This is a genomic window from Brevundimonas sp. Leaf168, from assembly GCF_001423685.1.
Classification (GTDB): Bacteria; Pseudomonadota; Alphaproteobacteria; order Caulobacterales; family Caulobacteraceae; genus Brevundimonas; species Brevundimonas vesicularis_C.
The window spans coordinates 17,053-34,856 of the sequence record NZ_LMOY01000007.1 but is presented as its reverse complement, the minus strand read 5'-3'; the positions used below and the strand labels follow the sequence as shown (position 1 = coordinate 34,856).

The 17,804-nt window shown below is 67.4% G+C and carries 20 protein-coding genes; 9 read left to right on the top strand and 11 right to left on the bottom strand.

Translation table 11 applies throughout. The features are described from left to right. Nucleotides 1-16: 16 nt before the first annotated feature. The 3 genes from ASF81_RS05020 to ASF81_RS05010 form a co-directional block, all read right to left on the bottom strand. Nucleotides 17-526: a GNAT family N-acetyltransferase gene (locus ASF81_RS05020; protein ID WP_055805785.1), complete on the bottom strand. Its 510-nt coding sequence runs from the start codon at nucleotides 524-526 to the stop codon at nucleotides 17-19. Beyond that, nucleotides 523-2,601, bottom strand: coding sequence for a S46 family peptidase (locus ASF81_RS05015; RefSeq protein ID WP_055805781.1), 2,079 nt, complete (start codon nucleotides 2,599-2,601; stop codon nucleotides 523-525). Before ASF81_RS05015 ends, ASF81_RS05020 begins: the two co-directional genes overlap by 4 nt. Nucleotides 2,602-2,772: 171 nt before the next feature. Beyond that, nucleotides 2,773-4,866, bottom strand: a complete 2,094-nt coding sequence (locus tag ASF81_RS05010; protein WP_055806879.1) for a S46 family peptidase — start codon at nucleotides 4,864-4,866, stop codon at nucleotides 2,773-2,775. 214 nt (nucleotides 4,867-5,080) lie between these two features. Between ASF81_RS05010 and ASF81_RS05005 the strand changes: the two genes are divergently transcribed. From ASF81_RS05005 to ASF81_RS04995, 3 genes are read left to right on the top strand one after another with little or no spacing between them, the layout of a single operon-like run. Continuing rightward, entirely contained in the window at nucleotides 5,081-6,253 is a 1,173-nt protein-coding gene (locus ASF81_RS05005; protein WP_055805778.1) for an ABC transporter permease, read from the top strand. Further along, nucleotides 6,250-7,005 (top strand): ABC transporter ATP-binding protein, encoded by a 756-nt coding sequence (locus ASF81_RS05000; RefSeq protein ID WP_055805773.1) that lies wholly within the window; start codon nucleotides 6,250-6,252, stop codon nucleotides 7,003-7,005. Before ASF81_RS05005 ends, ASF81_RS05000 begins: the two co-directional genes overlap by 4 nt. A gap of 34 nt (nucleotides 7,006-7,039) precedes the next feature. After that, nucleotides 7,040-8,044 (top strand): HlyD family secretion protein, encoded by a 1,005-nt coding sequence (locus ASF81_RS04995; protein WP_055805770.1) that lies wholly within the window; start codon nucleotides 7,040-7,042, stop codon nucleotides 8,042-8,044. 9 nt (nucleotides 8,045-8,053) lie between these two features. On the opposite strand, the gene ASF81_RS04990 is transcribed toward ASF81_RS04995, so the two are convergent. Beyond that, complete coding sequence (locus ASF81_RS04990; protein WP_055805766.1) at nucleotides 8,054-8,851, bottom strand: crotonase/enoyl-CoA hydratase family protein; 798 nt, start codon at nucleotides 8,849-8,851, stop codon at nucleotides 8,054-8,056. A 116-nt stretch (nucleotides 8,852-8,967) separates the two neighbouring features. Continuing rightward, complete coding sequence (locus tag ASF81_RS15230) at nucleotides 8,968-9,120, bottom strand: hypothetical protein (protein WP_017505113.1); 153 nt, start codon at nucleotides 9,118-9,120, stop codon at nucleotides 8,968-8,970. A gap of 156 nt (nucleotides 9,121-9,276) precedes the next feature. On the opposite strand from ASF81_RS15230, the gene ASF81_RS04985 reads away from it, so the two are divergent. Together ASF81_RS04985 and ASF81_RS04980 are read left to right on the top strand one after the other, a co-directional pair. Continuing rightward, nucleotides 9,277-9,498 carry a DUF1289 domain-containing protein gene (locus ASF81_RS04985; protein WP_055805762.1) on the top strand — a complete coding sequence of 74 codons (222 nt, stop codon included), beginning with the start codon at nucleotides 9,277-9,279 and terminating at the stop codon, nucleotides 9,496-9,498. A 75-nt stretch (nucleotides 9,499-9,573) separates the two neighbouring features. After that, complete coding sequence (locus ASF81_RS04980) at nucleotides 9,574-10,089, top strand: TIGR02281 family clan AA aspartic protease (protein ID WP_055805758.1); 516 nt, start codon at nucleotides 9,574-9,576, stop codon at nucleotides 10,087-10,089. Here ASF81_RS04980 and pgsA read toward each other — a convergent pair. From pgsA to ASF81_RS04950, 6 genes are all read right to left on the bottom strand, one after another. Beyond that, nucleotides 10,086-10,730, bottom strand: coding sequence for a CDP-diacylglycerol--glycerol-3-phosphate 3-phosphatidyltransferase (gene pgsA / locus ASF81_RS04975; RefSeq protein WP_026108402.1), 645 nt, complete (start codon nucleotides 10,728-10,730; stop codon nucleotides 10,086-10,088). The genes ASF81_RS04980 and pgsA overlap by 4 nt on opposite strands. 44 nt (nucleotides 10,731-10,774) lie before the next feature. Continuing rightward, nucleotides 10,775-11,398, bottom strand: a complete 624-nt coding sequence (locus ASF81_RS04970) for a carbonic anhydrase (RefSeq protein WP_055753092.1) — start codon at nucleotides 11,396-11,398, stop codon at nucleotides 10,775-10,777. A gap of 21 nt (nucleotides 11,399-11,419) precedes the next feature. After that, nucleotides 11,420-13,300, bottom strand: coding sequence for an excinuclease ABC subunit UvrC (gene uvrC / locus ASF81_RS04965; RefSeq protein WP_055805754.1), 1,881 nt, complete (start codon nucleotides 13,298-13,300; stop codon nucleotides 11,420-11,422). 16 nt (nucleotides 13,301-13,316) lie between these two features. Continuing rightward, nucleotides 13,317-13,763, bottom strand: a complete 447-nt coding sequence (locus tag ASF81_RS04960) for a DMT family transporter (RefSeq protein ID WP_055805751.1) — start codon at nucleotides 13,761-13,763, stop codon at nucleotides 13,317-13,319. Next, on the bottom strand, nucleotides 13,760-14,368 hold the full coding sequence (locus ASF81_RS04955; RefSeq protein WP_055805748.1) for a hypothetical protein: 609 nt from the start codon (nucleotides 14,366-14,368) through the stop codon (nucleotides 13,760-13,762). The genes ASF81_RS04960 and ASF81_RS04955 overlap by 4 nt, the downstream gene beginning before the upstream one ends. Before the next feature lie 204 nt (nucleotides 14,369-14,572). Further along, on the bottom strand, nucleotides 14,573-15,046 hold the full coding sequence (locus tag ASF81_RS04950; protein ID WP_055805745.1) for an NUDIX domain-containing protein: 474 nt from the start codon (nucleotides 15,044-15,046) through the stop codon (nucleotides 14,573-14,575). Nucleotides 15,047-15,216: 170 nt separating this feature from the next. Between ASF81_RS04950 and ASF81_RS04945 the strand changes: the two genes are divergently transcribed. The 4 genes from ASF81_RS04945 to ASF81_RS04930 all read left to right on the top strand — a co-directional run bounded on the left by ASF81_RS04945 (nucleotide 15,217) and on the right by ASF81_RS04930 (nucleotide 17,803). After that, nucleotides 15,217-15,654, top strand: a complete 438-nt coding sequence (locus tag ASF81_RS04945; RefSeq protein ID WP_055805742.1) for a hypothetical protein — start codon at nucleotides 15,217-15,219, stop codon at nucleotides 15,652-15,654. Between the two features lie 231 nt (nucleotides 15,655-15,885). Next, nucleotides 15,886-16,647 carry an SDR family oxidoreductase gene (locus ASF81_RS04940; protein WP_055805738.1) on the top strand — a complete coding sequence of 254 codons (762 nt, stop codon included), beginning with the start codon at nucleotides 15,886-15,888 and terminating at the stop codon, nucleotides 16,645-16,647. 3 nt (nucleotides 16,648-16,650) lie between these two features. Continuing rightward, nucleotides 16,651-17,049, top strand: a complete 399-nt coding sequence (gene folB / locus ASF81_RS04935) for a dihydroneopterin aldolase (protein WP_200932886.1) — start codon at nucleotides 16,651-16,653, stop codon at nucleotides 17,047-17,049. Between the two features lie 82 nt (nucleotides 17,050-17,131). Next, nucleotides 17,132-17,803, top strand: a complete 672-nt coding sequence (locus ASF81_RS04930) for a hypothetical protein (RefSeq protein WP_055805734.1) — start codon at nucleotides 17,132-17,134, stop codon at nucleotides 17,801-17,803. Nucleotide 17,804: the final 1 nt, after the last annotated feature.

Genomic DNA, 17,804 nt, shown 5'->3' with positions numbered 1-17,804 from the left:
GTTTTGCAAGGGGCGGCTAGAGCGCTTTTTCCAGCACCGCGAATTCCAGCTCGGGTCGGAGCGGATCGACGGGGAAGGGGCGAGTCTCGCCGGTAGGGGCGTAACCGCGTCGTTCGTACCAGGCGATCAGTTCGGTCCGGCGGTGGATGACGGTCATCTCCATGCGACGGGCGCCGAAACGCGCGACCGCTTCGCTTTCGGCGGCCGCGAGCAGACGACGGCCGAGGCCGGACGCCTGCAAGGTCGGCTCGACCGTCAGCATGCCGAGATAGGCCAGGTCGTCGCCGGCGCGGGCGACCTGGACGCAGCTGATCAGCGCGCCGTCGCGATGGGCCAGCAGGATGACCCGGTCGGGATCGGCGATCAGGGCCGACAGCTCCGCCGCGCTGGTGCGATCATCGAACAGCAGGTCGGCTTCATGCGTCCAGCCGGCCTTGGCCGTTTCGCCGCGATAGGCGCGCTCGATCAGAGGATGCAGCGCGGCGACGTCGTTGAGCGTCGCCGCGCGGACGACGATCTCCGTCACCGGCTGACGCCCAGCTCCGTCAGCAGATGATCCATCCCATAGACGTCGCGCAGGGCCACGGTGACGGCCTGGGTTGTGACGATCACGCTGCGGTTGGTGTTGCGATCGTAGCCATAGGCGTTGCGCTGGGTCAGGACGGTGGAATCGAAGTTGGCCCCGATGATCTCGCCCCGGGCGTTGACCGCGGGCGAGCCGGACGAACCGCCGATCGTGTCGGTCGAGACGGCCATGTCCATCACCGCGTTCGGATCGATCCGGTCCTTGGCGGCCATCAGCTTGGGCGCGACCTTGAACGGTTCGGCGCCGGTGGCGCGGTCCCACAGGCCGGCGAAGGTGGTGAAGGCGCCGAAGCGCTGACCTGGCACGTCGGAGCCTTCGACCTTGCCATAGGTCAGGCGAAGGGTGCCGGTGGCGTCGGGATAGACGGCGTCGCCATAGGCGGCGAAGCGGGCGGCCGCCAGCTGTTCCGACGCGCGGTCGGTCGGCGCCTTGACCTTGTTCTCCCATTCCGTGCGAACGGCGCGGGCGTCGGCGTCGATCGACAGCACATACTGGATCATCGGATCGTCCGACGCCTGAACCGCCGCCAGGCCGCCGGTCCACAGGGCGCGACGCACGGCCGGATCGGCCAGCTTGGTGCCCGAGACGACGCGGGCCGACAACTCTTCGGGGCTTTCCTTGCCCAGCAGGGTGCGAACATAGGGGCTGTCCACCGTCAGCCATTCGCGCGTCTTGGACAGCCACCATTCCAGCCGAATCTGCTCCAGCTCGGGATAGGTCGGCCGTTCCGCGAACAGACCGGATTCGACGCCCGGCAAGCGGCTGTCGGCGAACTCGGCCAGACGCTGGTCCGACGGCTTGGCCCGTTCCTGCGCGCCGCGCACAATGGCCTTGGCCCACTGGAACAGCTGCGATCCGCCGGCGACCGAGGTGGTGCCTAGGCCCGTGCCGCCTTCCAGTAGCGCAGTCGGCGCATAGAGTTCGCGCGCGATGGGCTGGACCGCTTTCAGCGCGCCCCAGGGATCGGGACCATTGCCGTTGGCGGCGGCGTAGCGCTGCATGAAGTCGACCTCGGCCGCAGCCTTGGCCTGGATGAACTGGGCGTCGGTCAGGGCGCGCATCCGGCCCAAGCCGCGCTTGTAGGTGTTCTCCACGCCCACGATCGGGTCCATGGCGATGAAGGCCTGGTCCTCGCCCTCTTCGGAATAGCGGATCAGACGACCGCGCAGCTCCGAGGCGATCAGCTGATCCAGCGGCAGGACCACGTCGCGGATGGTGGCCAGTTGGTCCATCGTCAGCAGGCGCTGGGTGGCGCCGGGATTACCGGTGATGAAGACGGCCTCGCCCTCGGTCGGCTTGTCGGCGTTCCAGGCGAAGTGGATCGGCGTCTCGACCGGCTTGCCGTCCTCATACAGGCGGATGAAGGCGGCATCGATGGCGAAGCGGGGGAACGAGAAGTTGTCCAGATCGCCGCCGAAGGTCGCGGCGCGGTCTTCCGGCGCCCAGGCCAGGCGCACATCGCTGTATTTGCGGTATTTGTAGAGTTTGAACTGGCCGCCCCGGTACAGGCTGACGACCTGGCAGCGGATCTTGGGATCGTTTCCGCAGGCTTCAGTCTCGATCCGCCCGGCCTCGGCCTCGCGCGCCTGGGTGAAGGCCTGGCCCTCAAGCCCTTCGCCGGCCTTGTGCATCCGCTCGGTGACGTCGGAGATGTCGGTCAGGATCTCGGCCGTGGCGCCGGGGCATTTGCGCTCTTCCTCACGCGTCTTGGGCGTAAAGCCCGTCTCGCCATACTGCTGCTGCGGCGTGGACAGATTGGCTACGCAGGTGGCGACGCAGTGGTTGTTGGTCATCACCAGACCCTGGCCCGACACCACGCCCGCCGAACAACCGCCGAACTTCACCGACGACAGCCGCACCCGATCCAGGAAGGCCTGGTCGATATTCGTGCCCAGCGTCTGATTGGCGCGGGCGATGGGGAAGTTGTCGTAGGTCCACATGCCTTCCTCGGCGCTGGCCGATGTGGCGGCGGCGAAAGCGAGAACGGCGGCGGAGGCGAGGAGAAGAGGGCGCATGGAAAACTCCTGATCCTTCTCCCCTCGGGGGAGAAGGTGAGCCCGAAGGGCTCGGATGAGGGGGCTCTGTTCGCATTCAAAATGGAAAAAGGGGGCCTGGGTCAACCAGCCCCCTCATCCGTCTCGCTTGCGCGAGCCACCTTCTCCCCCGCGGGGAGAAGGATCTTCAGCTTAGCGGCGCACGCCCAGTTCGCGCAGCAGGCGCGGCTGGTTGTAGACGTTGCGCAGGGCCTCGGTGATGGCGGCGGTCGAGACCGTCACCGTGCGGTTCAGCTCGGGGTCGTAACCGAAGCTGCCGCCCAGCGAGTGGATGTTGCCGTCGAAGGCGGCGCCGATGACTTCGCCCTTGGCGTTGATCACGGGCGAGCCCGAGTTGCCGCCGATGATGTCGTTGGTCGAGACGAAGTCATAGACGGTCGACTTGTTGACCTTGCCCTCGGCCGCCAGCCAATCCTCGGCCGCGTTGAAGGGCTCGGCGCCGGTGTTGCGCTCGTACAGGCCGCCGATCTGGGTGAAGGGTTCGACCGTCACGCCGCGATAGGTCCAGCCCTTCACCTGGCCGTAGGACAGGCGCAAGGAGAAGGTCGCGTCGGGGTACAGGTTGGTGCCGTAAACCGCGAACCGGGCCTGGGCGATCTTTTCGCCGGCGCGGCTGGTCGGGCCGGACACGGCCGATTCCCACTGGGTGCGCACGGCCTGGGCCGCATCGTCGTTGGCCAGCACGAACTGGATCAGCGGGTCGCCCGAGGCGGCCAGTTGCTCCGGCGTCATGGCCAGGGCCTGGGCGCGGAAGGCGGGATCGGCCAGTCGCGTGCCGTCGACCAGACGCTCCGCGATCTGCTCGGGGCTTTCCTTGCCCAGCAGCGCCTTCACGTTCGCATTGTCGACCGTCAGATATTCGCGGGTCTTGGACAGCCAGAAGTCGAGATAGATCTTCTCCAGGTCGTTCGAGATCGGCGTCTCAGTCGCCAGGCGACGGCCCAGCGAGGCGATGTCGGCGTCCGAATAGCCGGCGCGGCGTTCAGCGACGGGCTTGGCGCGTTCCTTGGAGGCGCGGACGATGGCCTTGGCGTAGCTGTACAGCGACGAGCGCTGACCGGCCGCCGATTCCAGCTGGCGATAGGGCAGATACAGGTCGCGCTGGGCGGTCGAGGCGCGTTCCAGATCGGCCCACGGATCGCCGATGCGTTGAGCGAGGGCCGGGTCGGCGGCGACGCGCTGGCGCAACTCCTGCTCTTCGCGGCGCTTGGTGGCCATGAAGGCCGGGTCGGTCAGGGCGCCCTGCTGACCGTAGTTGACCTTGAAGCCGTTCTCCAGGCCGAAGATCGGATCGACCGAGACGCGCTTGGCCTCTTCGCCGGTGGTCGAATACTCCAGCAGGCGACCGCGCAGTTCGGAGGTCTGGATCAGGCTGATGGGCAGTTGCTGGTCGCGCAGGGTTTCCAGTTGGGCCACGGTCAGCAGGCGCTGGGTCGAGCCGGGGTTGCCGGCGACGAAGGTGACGTCGCCTTCCTTGGGCGCATTGGCGTTCCAGGTCAGGTGGTTCGGCGTGGCGACCGGCTTGCCGTCTTCGTAGATGCGCAGGAAGCCGGCATCCAAGGCGTAGCGCGGGAAGTTGAAGTTGTCCGGGTCGCCGCCGAAGAAGGCCGCCTGGAACTCGGGCGCAAAGACCAGGCGCACGTCGTCATACTTGCGGAACTTGTAGAGCTTGTACTGACCGCCGCGGTAGAAGCTGATGACCTGGCAGGTCAGTTTCTGATCGTCGCCGCAGGTCTCCTTCTGAATCTTGTCGATCTCGGCGGCGCGGGCCTGGACGAAGGCGGCGCCCTCAAGGCCGGCGCCGGCGCCGGTCACGCGATCGGTGACATCGACGATGTCCGTCAGGATTTCGGCCGTCTGGCCGGGGCACTTCTTCTCTTCCTCGCGGGTGGCGGGCATCCAGCCGTTCTTGACGTAGTCGTTCTGGGCCGTGGACAGGTCCTGAACGCACGACACGACGCAGTGGTGGTTGGTCAGCACCAGACCTTCGTTCGACACCAGCGAGGCCGAGCAGCCCTGCAGGCGGACCGCGGCGTTGCGCACGCGATCCAGCCAGGCCTGGTCGATGTTGGTGCCGTACTTCTCGTTCACCGTGGCGATGGGGAAGTTGTCGAAGGTCCACATGCCCTCGTCGGCGCGCGCGGAGGTCGCGGGCGCGGACAGGACGGCGGTGGCGGCGCCGAGCGCGGCCAGAGAGGCGGTGAGACGAAGCGAGGGCAAGGACATGAAGGCGTGTTTCCCAGAGCGTGGGACGGCCTGTCCCATCTGTTATGTTGTAACTAGCGCCGACGAAGGGTGGGCGCCAAGAGGCTGTAAGGCCCTTAATCCCCTGATTTCGAACCCGCAATGACAAGGGTTCACAAGCCTTACCCCGATTTAACTTGGCGGTGAGGGGGCGCACGGTCAGATAGGCGCAAGTACCGGGGGTTTATCGACGACAATGTCGCTTGCGCTATCAACACTGCTGTTCGAGTGGCGTCGCTATATGGCGGCGGTCATGGCCCTGGCCCTGTCGGGGCTTCTGGTCCTGGCGATGACCGGCGTCTTCATCGGCATCGGCAAGGGATTCACCGCGACCATCGAACGGTCGAACGCCGACATCTTCATCATGCAGCCCGGCGCCAAGAGCCTGATCGGCGGGCCGTCGGGCGTGCCCCGCCGGTTCATCCCCCTGGCCTACAACCACCCCGAGGTGGTCGAGGTCATGCCGCTGGACGGCGCCGGCGGCACCTTCCAGAACATCAAGAACGTCGATCCGACCAAGAGCCAGGCGGACAATGCGTCGCAGGGCGCGCCGCGTCAGAAGTTCGTTCAGGCCAGCATCATCGACACTCGTCCCGGCTCGGTGACCATCCCGACCGACTATTCGCAGGAACTGGTCGATGCGTTGCGCCAACCCTACACCGTGGCGGTCGACGAGACGGCCCTGACGACCCTGGGCGTGAAGCTGGGCGACAAGGCCCTGTATAACGGCCAGACCGTCACCGTCGTCGGCGTGACGCGCGGCTATCCCAATATGATGCAGCCGGGCGTGGTCATGTCGCGCGACACCCTGCGGATGCTGGGCCAGGCCGACACGGGTCCGCGCGTCGGTCCGCTGATGGTCAAGCTGCGTGATCCGGCCCGCGCGCCCATCGTGGTGGCCCAGCTGAACGCCATGGGCGCCGGTCAGTGGAAGGCCTGGACCAAGCAGCAACTGGCCGACGCCAACGCCGGCGCCATGTTCGAGGAAGGCATCCTGGTCATCATCATCGGCGGCTGCGTCGTCTTGGGGATCATCATCGGCGTGGCCATCACCTGGCAGACCCTGCGCGGCGCCATCATGGCCAACATCAAGGAGTTCGCCTCTCTGCGGGCCCTGGGCGTCAGCATGGGGTCGTTGCGTCGGATCGTGGTCGAGCTGAGCTTCTGGGTCGGCGTCGTCGGCGTCATCGCGGCCATTGTCCTGACCTGGCTGGTGTCGCTGCTGGCGATGATGGGGGCGGTGATCATCGCCTTGCCGCTGTCGCTGCTGATCATCGTCGGCATCGGCCTGATCGCCATCGCCATGGTGTCCGGCCTGCTGTCGCTGGGCATCCTCAAGAACAGCCAACCGGCGGACCTGCTGCGATGAACGTTCATACAAAGGTTCACGGCAAGCACGGCGACTTCGCCATCGAGGCCAAAAGCCTGGTCAAGCGGTTCAAGTCCGGCAAGGCCTGGGTGGATGTGCTGAAGGGCGTCGATTTCGATGCGCGGCATGGCGACCTGACCATGGTCATGGGCCCCTCCGGCTCGGGCAAGTCCACCCTGATCGCAGCCCTGTCGGGCCTGCTGAAGCCTGAAGAGGGTCGGGTGGATGCGTTGGACGTCGACGATCTTTGGAAGCTGTCCTCGGGTCGGATCGACAAGTTCCGCCTGGATAACTGCGGCTTCATCTTCCAGGGCTTCAACCTGTTCCCCGCGCTGACGGCGCTTCAGCAGGTCGAGACGGTGCTGAAGTTCCAGGGGCTGACCGCGGGCCAGGCCAAGAAGCGCGCCACCATCGCCCTTGAAGAGGTCGGCCTGGGCCACCGTCTGCACCAGCGGCCGGCGGCTTTGTCGGGCGGTGAAAAGCAGCGCGTCGCCATCGCCCGCGCCCTGGCCAAGGATCCCAAGATCCTGTTCGCCGACGAACCCACCTCGGCCCTGGATGGCGAAAACGGGCAGGTGGTCATCAAGCTGCTGCGCCGCGCCGCCACCGAACACGGCGCCGCCGTCATCTGCGTGACCCACGATCCACGCCTGGAGGCCTGGGCCGACCGGGTCATCCACATCGAGGACGGCAAGATCCTGGACGACCAGCGCCGCATCCCCGATCCGAACGCCATCCTGGCGTCCCACTAACCGACACGACGATTTCCCTTAGGACGACACGCCAATGCCCGGCTTTCTGAAGAAAAAACGCACCTGGATCGGCCTGCTGCTGGTGATCGTGCTGGCGGTCGGCTTCATGCTGTTCCAGTCCGCCGCCAAGACCAAGAAGGAAGAACAGGCCAAGCAGGAGGCTGCCAAGGTCGACAGCCCCTATGCGGCCATCGCCAACGGCAAGGTGGACGTCGAGGGCGGCATCATCCAGATCGCGGCCCGTCGCGGCGGCATCGTCCGTGATGTTCTGGTTCAGGAAGGCGATCGCGTCGTCGCTGGTCAGATCCTGGCCCGTCAGGAAGACGACGAGGCGCGTCTGGCGGTGCAGGCCGCGGCCGCCGCCGTCAGCCAGGCCGAAAGCCAACTGGCCCAGATCCGCGTGGACATCCGCACCGCCCAGCGCGAGCAGGAGCGTCTGCAACGCCTCGTCGCCACCAACTTCGTCGCCGCCCAGCGCATGGACCAGGCCCAGGACGCCATCGCCACCGCCCAGGCCCGCCTGGGGTCGCAGGTCGCCGCCGTCCAGACCGCGCGCGCTCAGCTGGATCAGGCCCGCTACAATCAGGAACTGACGGTCATCCGCGCCCCGACCAACGGCCGGATCGTGCGCCGTTACGCCAACCCCGGCGCCGGCGCCTCGACCCTGAACGTCTCTAATATGTTCGATCTGGAACCCGACGCGCCGCGCATCGTCCGCGCCGAGGTGGTCGAGAGCGACCTGCCGAACCTGACCGACGGCCAGGCCGTCGAGATCAGCCCCGAGGGCGACGCCAGCAAGGTCTATATCGGCGCCGTCATGCGTCGGGCCGCCGTGTTCGGCGCGCGCAAACTGGCCTCTGACGACCCCTCGCAGCGCAGCGACGAGCGGGTGGTGGAAGTGGTCGCTTCGGCCGGCGATGCGCCCCTGCTGATCGGACAGCGGGTGCTGGTCAAGTTCATGAAGCCGGGCGAGACCGCCGGGGCCAAACGCGCCGTCGCCGCCGGCGTCGGGCCCAACGAGGCGATGAAGACGAAATAGTACTTCGGATCAGTGGCCGGTGAAGTTGCCCGGCCGCTTTTCCAGCACGGCGGCGACGCCTTCCTGATGGTCCTCGGTCAGGTGGGCCAGCGCCTGCATCGCCGCCGACATCTCCAGCATCTGGTCGAAGGTCGTGTCGCGACCCTGACGCAGCAGGGTCTTGGCCATGCGCAGGGCCTGCGGCGGCTGGGCCGCGACCTGGGCGGCCGCAGCCAGGGCTTCGTCCATCAGGCTGTCGTGCGCGACCACGCGATTGACCAGCCCCCATTCGGCCGCCGTCGCGGCGTCGATGGAGCGGGCCGTGAACAGCAGTTCAGCGGCGCGGGCGTAGCCGATGTTGCGTGGCAGCAGCCAGGAGCCGCCGTCGCCGGGAATGATGCCCAGCTTCAGAAAGGGCACGCCGAAGCTGGCGCGCTCAGACGCGATGCGGATGTCCCCGAGCCCCGCGATGTCGCAGCCCAGGCCCATCGCCGGCCCGTTGACGGCGGCGATCAGCGGAACCTCGAGCCCATACAGGGACCGCACGATCCGGTGGACGACGCGGCGATAGCGTTCGCGGATGGCGGCGCCTGAGCCCTCGAACAGGTCGCGCCCGTCCCGCATCGCCGTCAGATCGCCGCCGGCCGAGAACGCCCGCCCGGCGCCGGTCAGGACCACGCAGCGGATCGAGGGATCAGCATTGACCCGCTCGCACGCCGCCGCGACCTCGTCGCCGTCGCCCAGATCGGGCAGGGCGTTCAGCCGCGCCTCGCGATCCAGCATCCAGATCAGGATCGCGCCCCGCTTCTCTTCGGTGATCAGGCCCATGCATCGTCTCCGTCTTCGCGCCCGTCATCGACCGCGAACGCCGCGTCAGGCAAGCCCGGAATTGCAAAAGCCCCGGCGAGACCGGGGCTTCTTCAGGCTGAGGGCCGAGCGGGCTGTCAGCGTTTCTTGATCGTATAGGGTACGAAGTTGGACGGATGGCTGACCACCCGGCCCGAGTTCGACGGCATATGCCGACTGTTGACCAGCATCCCGCCCCAAAGGGCGAAGGACATCATGGCGTGTTGGAGGTTACGCTCCTTATCGTTCATCTTGGCGTCTCCTTTCGCAGAACGATGAAAAGAGACGCGTCGTACCAATGGGATTCCACCGTCAGTCGTTTCGCGTCATCGGTCAATATAAGACAGTTTCGTGAATTTGCAACTTTATTCGTCAGGAGTCGGAGTGATTTTCGCTACTGTGTCACAATGAGCGCGACGACCCCGAGCCGGCCCGGACCGCCCAGGGCCATCGCCACGCCGTGCGTCATGGTGTGCGCGGTCGATGGCGAGAGCGGCCTGTGCCTGGGCTGTTTTCGCTCCCTGAAGGAGATCGCCGGCTGGCGGTCGCTGAGCGACGCCGACCGCGCGGCGATCATGGCCGACCTGCCGTCGCGGCGGTCGCAGGTCGATCCGGCCAAGCTGGGCTAGCGCGGTTCGGAGTTTAAGCTTTCGTCAGCCACGTCGTTTCACCCCATCCAAACGCCGCGCCTTTAAGACAGAGGCATGGTTCGCATCGATACCCAGTCTGTCGTGGTCCTCGGCTTCGCGCTCATGGCGTCGTTCGGCACGGCGCTGACGATCCGCCATCTGGAAGGCGACGGCATGGCCCAGGCGGCGACGCCTGTGATCGAGGCGGCGGTCGGCGCCTCCGGGACCGACGCCCAGGTGGTCAAGGGCGCGGACGGCCACTACTGGGCCGAGGCCAATATCGACGGCAAGGCGGTGCGTGTGCTGGTGGACACCGGCGCCAGCGTGGTCGCCCTGACGCGCGCCGACGCCTTGCGGCTGGGCGTCGATCCCGAACCCGAAGCCTTCACCGGCAAGGTCCAGACCGCCTCGGGCGTCGTGCGCGCCGCGCCGGTCCAGCTGAAGACGATCTCGGTCGCGGGCGCGCGGGTGGACCGGGTCGAGGCCCTGGTGGTCGAGCAGGGGCTGGAATACTCCCTGCTGGGCATGAGCTATCTGGGCCGGCTTTCCGCCTTTTCCGCCACGCCGGCCGGGCTGACGCTGCGGCCCTAAAGGTCGCGCATCTGGCGGCGGGCTTCGCTGAAATACTGCCAGCCGGTCCACAGGGTGATGATGGCGGCGAACCAGATCAGGAAGATGGCGAAGGATTCGAACGCCGGCTGCCAGGCCAGAGGCGATCCGTCGTCGTTCTGCAGGCCCAGGGCGCCCCACAGCAGGGTCAGCTGAAGCGCGGCGAGCGCCACCATCTGCACCGTGGTCTTCCACTTGGCGGCCAGGGTGACCGGCAGTTCGATGCGGCCGGCCATCGTCTCGCGCAGGGCGGAGACGGCGAATTCGCGGAACAGGATCAGGCCGCAGGGCAGGGCGATGCCGGGCAGGGATCCCGAGGCCAGGACGCCCAGGATGGCCCCGGTCACCAACACCTTGTCGGCGATGGGATCCAGAATGGCGCCCCAGCGCGTGGTCGCGTTCCAGCGCCGGGCGAGGTAGCCGTCGACCCAGTCGGTCGAGGCGGCGATGACGAAGATCCAGAAGGCCCAGACGCTGAACCGCCCCTGGGTCTCCGGCGACAGCCAGGCCTCCAGCGCGCCCGGCGCGGCCCCGGCCATCATGGCGAACATCACCACCCCGGCCGCCAGGCGCAGCCCGGTCAGGATGTTGGGAATGGGGTTGGCGCGGTGGGCGGAGGTCATCGTCATGTCCGTTGCAACGCGCCGGGTGTGGCACGGTTCGCCGCTCAATCCAACGGTTCGAACCGGGGCTTGTCGGTCAGGGCTGTGAGCGCCCCCTCGGCGATGCCGAAGTGCAGGCCGCTGAGCTGAAGCTCGCCCTTGGCTTCGCGCTCGGCAATCCAGGGGAAGGTGCGCAGGTTCCGGATCGACAGCCGCACGATGGCCTCTTCGGCGGCGCGTTCCAGCTGGTCGGGGGCGACGGTTTCGGCGACGTGCTGGACGACGGGCGCGCCTTGAGCGATCCAGGGGGCGACAAAGTCGGCGACGATTTCTGGGGCGCCGTTGATCATGGCGTTGACCCCGCCGCAGTGGGCGTGGCCCATGACCACGATCCGCTTGACGCCCAGCACCTTGACCCCGAACTCCAGCGCCGCCGACACGCCGTGGAGCTTGCCGTCCGGCTCGTAGGGCGGGACCAGATTGGCGACGTTGCGCACGACGAACAGCTCGCCCGGCTTGGCGTCGAAGATCAGAGCCGGATCGGCGCGGCTGTCGGAACAGGCCACGATCAGGGTGTGCGGCTTCTGGCCCTTGGTCGCCAGGGTTTCGTACTCGGCGCGGGCCGTCGGCCAGTGCTCGGCGCGGAAGCGGCGATAGCCGGCGGTCAGTTCGTCTTCGATGTCGCTCATGGTCGGTGTCTTAGCTCCGGCTCAGCTTTTACGGAAGAAGGCGTGGATGCGCTCGGCGAGGGGTTGGTTGATGCCGTCGACCTTGACCAGGTCGGCCAGGGAGGCGCGGCTGACGCCCTTGGCCGAGCCGAAGGCGTGCAGCAGAGCCTTCTTGCGGCCGGGGCCGACGCCTTCGATCTCGTCCAGCGGGTTCTTCTTGATGTCCATCGAGCGGCGCTTGGCGTGGGCGCCGTTGGCGAAGCGGTGGGCTTCGTCGCGCAGCCGTTGGAGGTAGTAGAGGGCCGGCGACTTCAGCGGCAGCATGAAGGGGGCCTTGCCGGGCATGAAGAACTTCTCCAGCCCCGCGTCGCGATCCGGCCCCTTAGCCACGCCGACGACGGTGATGTCGTCCAGCCCGCCCAAGTCGGCCATGACCGCCAGCACCTCGGCCAACTGTCCCGCGCCGCCGTCGATCAGCAGCAGGTCAGGGCGCACCACGTCTTCGCCCTTGGCCTCGCCTTCCTCCTCGTCCTTGATCAGGCGTGAGAAGCGACGGCGCATCACCTCGCGCATCATGCCGTAGTCGTCGCCGGGCGTCAGATCCTCGCCCCGGATGTTGAACTTGCGATACTGCGACTTCTGGAAGCCCTCGGGGCCGGCGACGACCATGCCGCCCACCGCATTGGTCCCTTGAATGTGGGCGTTATCGTAGATCTCGATCCGTTCAGGTCGGCTCTCCAGTCCGAAGGCCTCGCACACCTCGTCCAGAATCTTGCCCTGCGCCGAGCTTTCGGCCAGGCGCCGGCCCAGGGCCTCGCGCGCATTGGTCAGGGCGTGGTCGACAAGGGCCAGCTTCTCGCCGCGCATCGGTCGGACGATCTCGACCTTGCGATCCGCCTTCATCGAGAAGGCCTCTTCCAGCAGTTCCAGCTCGTGCGGGCGCACGTTGGACAAGATCAGGCGCGGGATCGGTTTGTCCTCGTAGAACTGGCCCAGGAAGGCGGCCAGGATCTCGGGATCGGTGTCGGTCTTGTCCACGCGCGGGAAATAGGCGCGGCCGCCCCAGTTCTGGCCGGCGCGATAGAAGAAGACCTGGACGCAGGCTTGGCCGCCGTCGGAATGCAGGGCGAAGACGTCGCCTTCGGCGACGCTGTCGGCGCTGACGGAGTTCTCCATCGCAATGGCCGACAGGGCGCGGATGCGGTCGCGCACGCGGGCGGCCTGTTCGAAGTCCATCTCGTCCGACGCCGCCTGCATCTCCTTGGACAGGCGGCCGATGACGGCGCGGGACTTGCCGCGCAGGAACTGTTCGGCCTCGGTGACCAGTTCGCCGTAGTCCTCGAGGCTGATCAGGCCGGTGCAGGGGGCCGAGCAACGCTTGATCTGGTGCAGCATGCAGGGGCGGGTGCGGGTCTCATAGACGCTGTCGGAACAGGAGCGCAGCAGGAAGGCCTTCTGCAGGGTGTTCAGCGTGCGATTGACTGCCCAGGTCGAGGCGAAGGGACCGAAATAGTCGCCGGGCGTGGTGTGGGCCCCGCGATGCTTCCTGACTTGGGGCGCGCGGTGGTCGCGGCGGATCATCAGTTCGGCGAAGGACTTGTCGTCGCGCAGCACCACGTTGAAGCGGGGCTTCAGCTTCTTGATGAAGTTGGATTCCAGCAGCAGGGCTTCGGTCTCGGTGGCGGTGACCACCAACTCCATCGACCGGGTCTGCGACACCATCAGGCCGATGCGCTGGGTGTGAAAACGCCCCTGCGCATACTGGATGATGCGCTTCTTCAGCGACTTGGCCTTGCCGACATAGAGGCACGAGCCGTCCTCGCCGTACATGCGATAGACGCCCGGCTTGTCCGGCGCCCGGCGCGCCTCGTCGGCGATCAGGGCGGCGGCTTTCAGTTGGGAATCAGGCGTCTCCTCGGTCATCGCGCCCGATATAGGGTCAAGAGCGCCGGACCAGAAGGACGCCGGCCAGAACAAGCCCCACCCCGGCGATGCGGCCGATGTTCAGCGGCTGGCGCGGCACGCCCAGCGCTCCGAAATGATCCAGCGCCAGGCTGAGCAACAGCTGGCCGCCGACCATCAGGGTGATGGTCATGGCCACGCCCAGGCGCGGCACGCCCCAGGCGGCGGCGACCACGAAACAGGCGCCGTAGGCTCCGCCCAGCCAGGCGTACCACGGCAGGGCCCGCGTCGCGGCCATGTCCGGCCGGGTGTGCAGGATCGCCGCCACTATCCCCAGCACCGTGGTCCCGACCGCAAAGGAGATGAAGGCGGCGTTGACCGGCGAGGCCACGGCGGTCGCCAGCTTGGCGTTGGTCGGGGCTTGAAGCGCAGTGGCGCCGCCGGCCAGGATGACGACGAGGATGGCGAGCAGGGACGGGTTCATGGCCCTTGGCTAGCATGGCTTTCAGGACTTGCAGAGGGCGGCGTGCGGCGCTGGGTGCGGCGCAGGCGGCGGCGCTCGGCCCGATTGAGGGGTACGCCGGATCGGCCTAGGTCGTCCGAAGATAAAACAGGGTGCAATCGGTGCGCTTCGCCCGGTCCGGACCCGGCCTCGTCCATCGAGGGGCGAGGGGCGGGCGCGTCGGTCCCATCAGACGGTCGGGGCGAAAAATCAGGGTGCAATGTGTGCACATCGCCGGGCGCCGACGCCATCGACGACAGGGTCTCGAAGATCCTGAGCCAACGCTGGGCCTCGGTCGCCTCGCCGTCCAGCAGGGCCAGTTGCAGGCGACGGCGCGCCGTGTCGGCCATGCCGGAAAAGGCGATATCCTCGACCGCCTCCAGCTCGAGCGCGGGATCGTACAGGTCGGGATCGTCCTGGTCCCCGCGCCGCCACTTGCCTTTGCGCGCGCGGATGCGGAAGGCCGACAGGCCCAGGTCGTAGCGGCGGCAGACGATCCGCGCCGGCTCGCCCGCCAGATAGTCGTCGCGGGCCAGGTCCCAGATCTCCTGCGAGCGGACGCGATAGACGGGGGCGGCTTGGGTCATGGGCGGACGCTGCCACGCGCCTGCGTCAGATGCGGACGCACAAGGTCTCCTCCCTGCGGAGCGGGGAGGGGGACCGCGCGAAGCGTGGTGGAGGGGTTTTTGAAGTCCCACGGGCGGCTGTGGTTGCGGTGCAGAGCCCCTCCGTCACGGCGCAAGAGCGCCGCGCCACCTCCCCGCTGCGCAAGGAGGAGACTGCAGCGGGCCTCACCAGTCCGGATCGACCGGGGCGCCGTCGAAGATTTCGGCCAGACGCGCGCGGCAGCCCCGGTTCACGTCGTCCGGCAGGGCGGAGGGCGAGAGCCAGGCGATCTCGGCGATCTCGCCGTGGCTGGTGCGGTCGCCCACATCGAAGGCGTCGATGCGGAAGACGGCGACGTGATCGCCGGGAAAGAATCGCTCGTTGGAATGGATCGAGATCAGGCGCGGCGCCCCGCGCGCGACCAGACCGGCCTCTTCACGCAGTTCGCGCACCACGGCGGCGTGGGTGGTCTCGCCCCGGTCCACCCCGCCGCCCGGCAACCACCAGCCCTTGAGATAGGTGTGCCGCACCATCAGCACCCGCCCCTGCGCATCCACCGCCACCGCCCGCACGCCCAACGTCTTGCCCCGCGTCAGCCGCGACCAGGCGAAGAAGAGGGGACGGGTGAAAGGTTCGACGTGGATGCGCCAGTTGCTCATGGCCCCACCGTGCCAGAGTCAATGCTGGACCTAAACCTAAACCAAACATCCCGGCGAAGGATGTTATGCTGATCAAGAGCGGAGGGGATTGGATGCGTTTGTTGGCTGTGATCTTGTCGGTGCTGCTGTCTTTGTGGCCCCTCACCTCGGCGAGCGCTTAGGACGCAACAATGGATGCCGACCAGTCCCAGCGCGAAGAAAGCTTCAAGGCTGATCTGATCGCCCGCTTGACGGCGGCAGGCGTTCAGGAGAGCGACATCATGGTCGCCTATCGGGACGATTTGCAGGACTATGAAATCCTGATCGGAGGCGGGACGCTGACAGACGAGGGTATAGCGCACATAAGGACCGCGACGCGGATGGCCGGCATCGTCACCTTTGAAGACAGCGAAAACGCGGCGCGCCTGCACGCGCAGGAGGCGGTCGAAGGTCGAGCCTTGATGCGGAATATGGGCGCCGAATTGAGGGCGAGTACGCCAGGTCTGCCCGTGTACGATCCAGCCGCCATGTCGCTGGCGGATTTCGCGACGGCATTGGAAACATACGCCGGCTTCCAGCCCCGGCAGGTGCTTTCTTTGCGTGAGAATGAAACGCTCCGGATCGCGTGATAGGGCCGATAGATTCCGATCGATCGAGAAAACTCTTCAATGCGATTACGGCCACGCTATTTGATCATGAGGAAGTAAACGTCGTGCTGGTCGGTGAGGACGGAGCTTGAACCCGGCGCAGCGCCGCTCTAAGCCAAGACGGACAACAGGAGCATTCCATGCTGGCTCTCGGCATCATCTTCGGCTTCATCGCCGTTCTGGCGGCGTTCAACGTGTTCGAGTTCGGTCGGGTTGACTGAGGCGGCTGCTCGCTCTGAGCGGGGCGTCGCCCTGGTTACGGGCGGGGCGCGGCGGATCGGGCGGGCCATCTGTCTGAAGCTGGCCCAGGCCGGGTTCGACGTGGCGATCCATCATCATGCGTCGGGCGACGACGCCCGGACCCTGGCCGACGAGATCGCCGGCTTGGGTCGGCGCGCATGCCTGTTGCAGGCGGACCTGACGGACGAGGTCAAGGTGCGGGCGCTGATCCCTGCGGCGGTCGAGGCCCTGGGGCAGGTCAGCGTGCTGGTCAACAACGCCTCGGTGTTCGAGGACGACCGGATCGGCGAGCTGACGCGCGACAGCTGGGACCTGCATCTCGACACCAATCTGAGGGCGCCGATCGTTCTGGCCGAGGCGTTCGCGGCGCAAGCCGTCGAGGGCGCCATCGTCAACCTGCTGGACCAGAAGGTGCTGAAGCCGGATCCGCGCTTCTTTTCCTACAGCCTGTCGCGGAACGGCCTGTGGTGGGCGACGCAGACCCTGGCCCAGGCGCTGGCGCCGGGCATCCGGGTCAATGGGGTGGGGCCGGGGCCGACCCTGCCGTCCATCCACCAGACACCCGAAGAATTCGCCGCCGAGGCGCGCGCCACCCTGCTGGAAACGCCCGGCAGCCCCGAGGCGGTGGCCGAGGCGGTGCTGTGGCTGATTGACGCCCGGATGGTCACGGGCCAGATGATCGCCGTCGACGGGGGCCAGCACCTGGCCTGGCGCACCCCCGACATCCAGGAGTAGCGCGTGGTTTCCTCTCCTCTGGCGACGCCGGTTCCGGCGGACGATCCGCTGCGTTTCGAGCGGCTGAGCGTGTTCGTGCGCGGGCTGGAGGTCGAGGCCGGGATCGGGGTCTATGACCACGAGCAGGGGCGGCTGCAACGGCTGGTGATCGATGTGACGCTGGAGCTGGAGCCACGCCCCATCGAGCGTCTGGGCGACACCATCAACTATGAGACCGTGGCCGACGCCGCGCGCGCCATCGCCGCCGAGGGGCATGTGGGGCTGGTGGAGACCTTCGCCGAACGGCTGGCGCGGGCGTGCCTGGAGGACGGCCGGGTGCAGCGGGCCACGGTGCGTATCGAAAAGCCGGGCGCCCTGGCGGCGGTGGCGGCGCCGGGCTGCGAGATCGTGCTGGGGCGGTAAGGGCGGTTGCTTCGCGCCGCGCCGACCGCCATTGTCGTCGGCAGATTCCAGCCGGGCGTCCGGCGTGACAGAAGCGTTGTTCATGGCCGAACCCGGCGATCCGAAAGACCCAGCAGCGCCCCGCGATCACGACCACGATCATGACGCCGAGGTCGGCTTCGTCTCGCCCGCGTCGCTGGCGGGCCGTGCGCGTGAGCGCCAGCCGGAGCCGTTTCCCACAGACGAGCGCGAACCAGACCTGTTCGACCCGCCCGAGCCGGGGCCTTTCGACCGGTCGGGCCCGACGACCCGGCCGACGGCGCCGTTTCCGCCCCGGTCCGAGCCGACGCCCGCCGAGGCCGAGCCGGCGCCGGCCGTGCGCGCGGTGCGCCAGCGTCTGACGGCCGAGTCCGCGCCCAAACTTCAGGATTCAGGCCGCGAAGGACCGGTCGTGCCGATGCGGCTGTATGCGGTCTATGTGCTGATCCTGCTGGCGGTGCCGACGCTGGGCGTGTCGTGCCTGGTGGCGCTGCTGGCGGTGATGCGGCGCGACGGGGCGACAGATTTGCTGGAGCACAGCCATGCCGTCTATCAGCAGCGCACCATCGTGGGCGCGGTCGGGGCGGCGGTCGTCGGAGCCCTTCTGATCGTGGTCAACATCGGCGTGCTGGTGCTGTTCGCCCTGGCGATCTGGGTTCTGGCGCGCGGCGCGTTCGGGGTGCTGAAACTGAAGAGCGGACAGGCCGTTCCTCACCCCCGCAGCCTGTTGTTCTGAA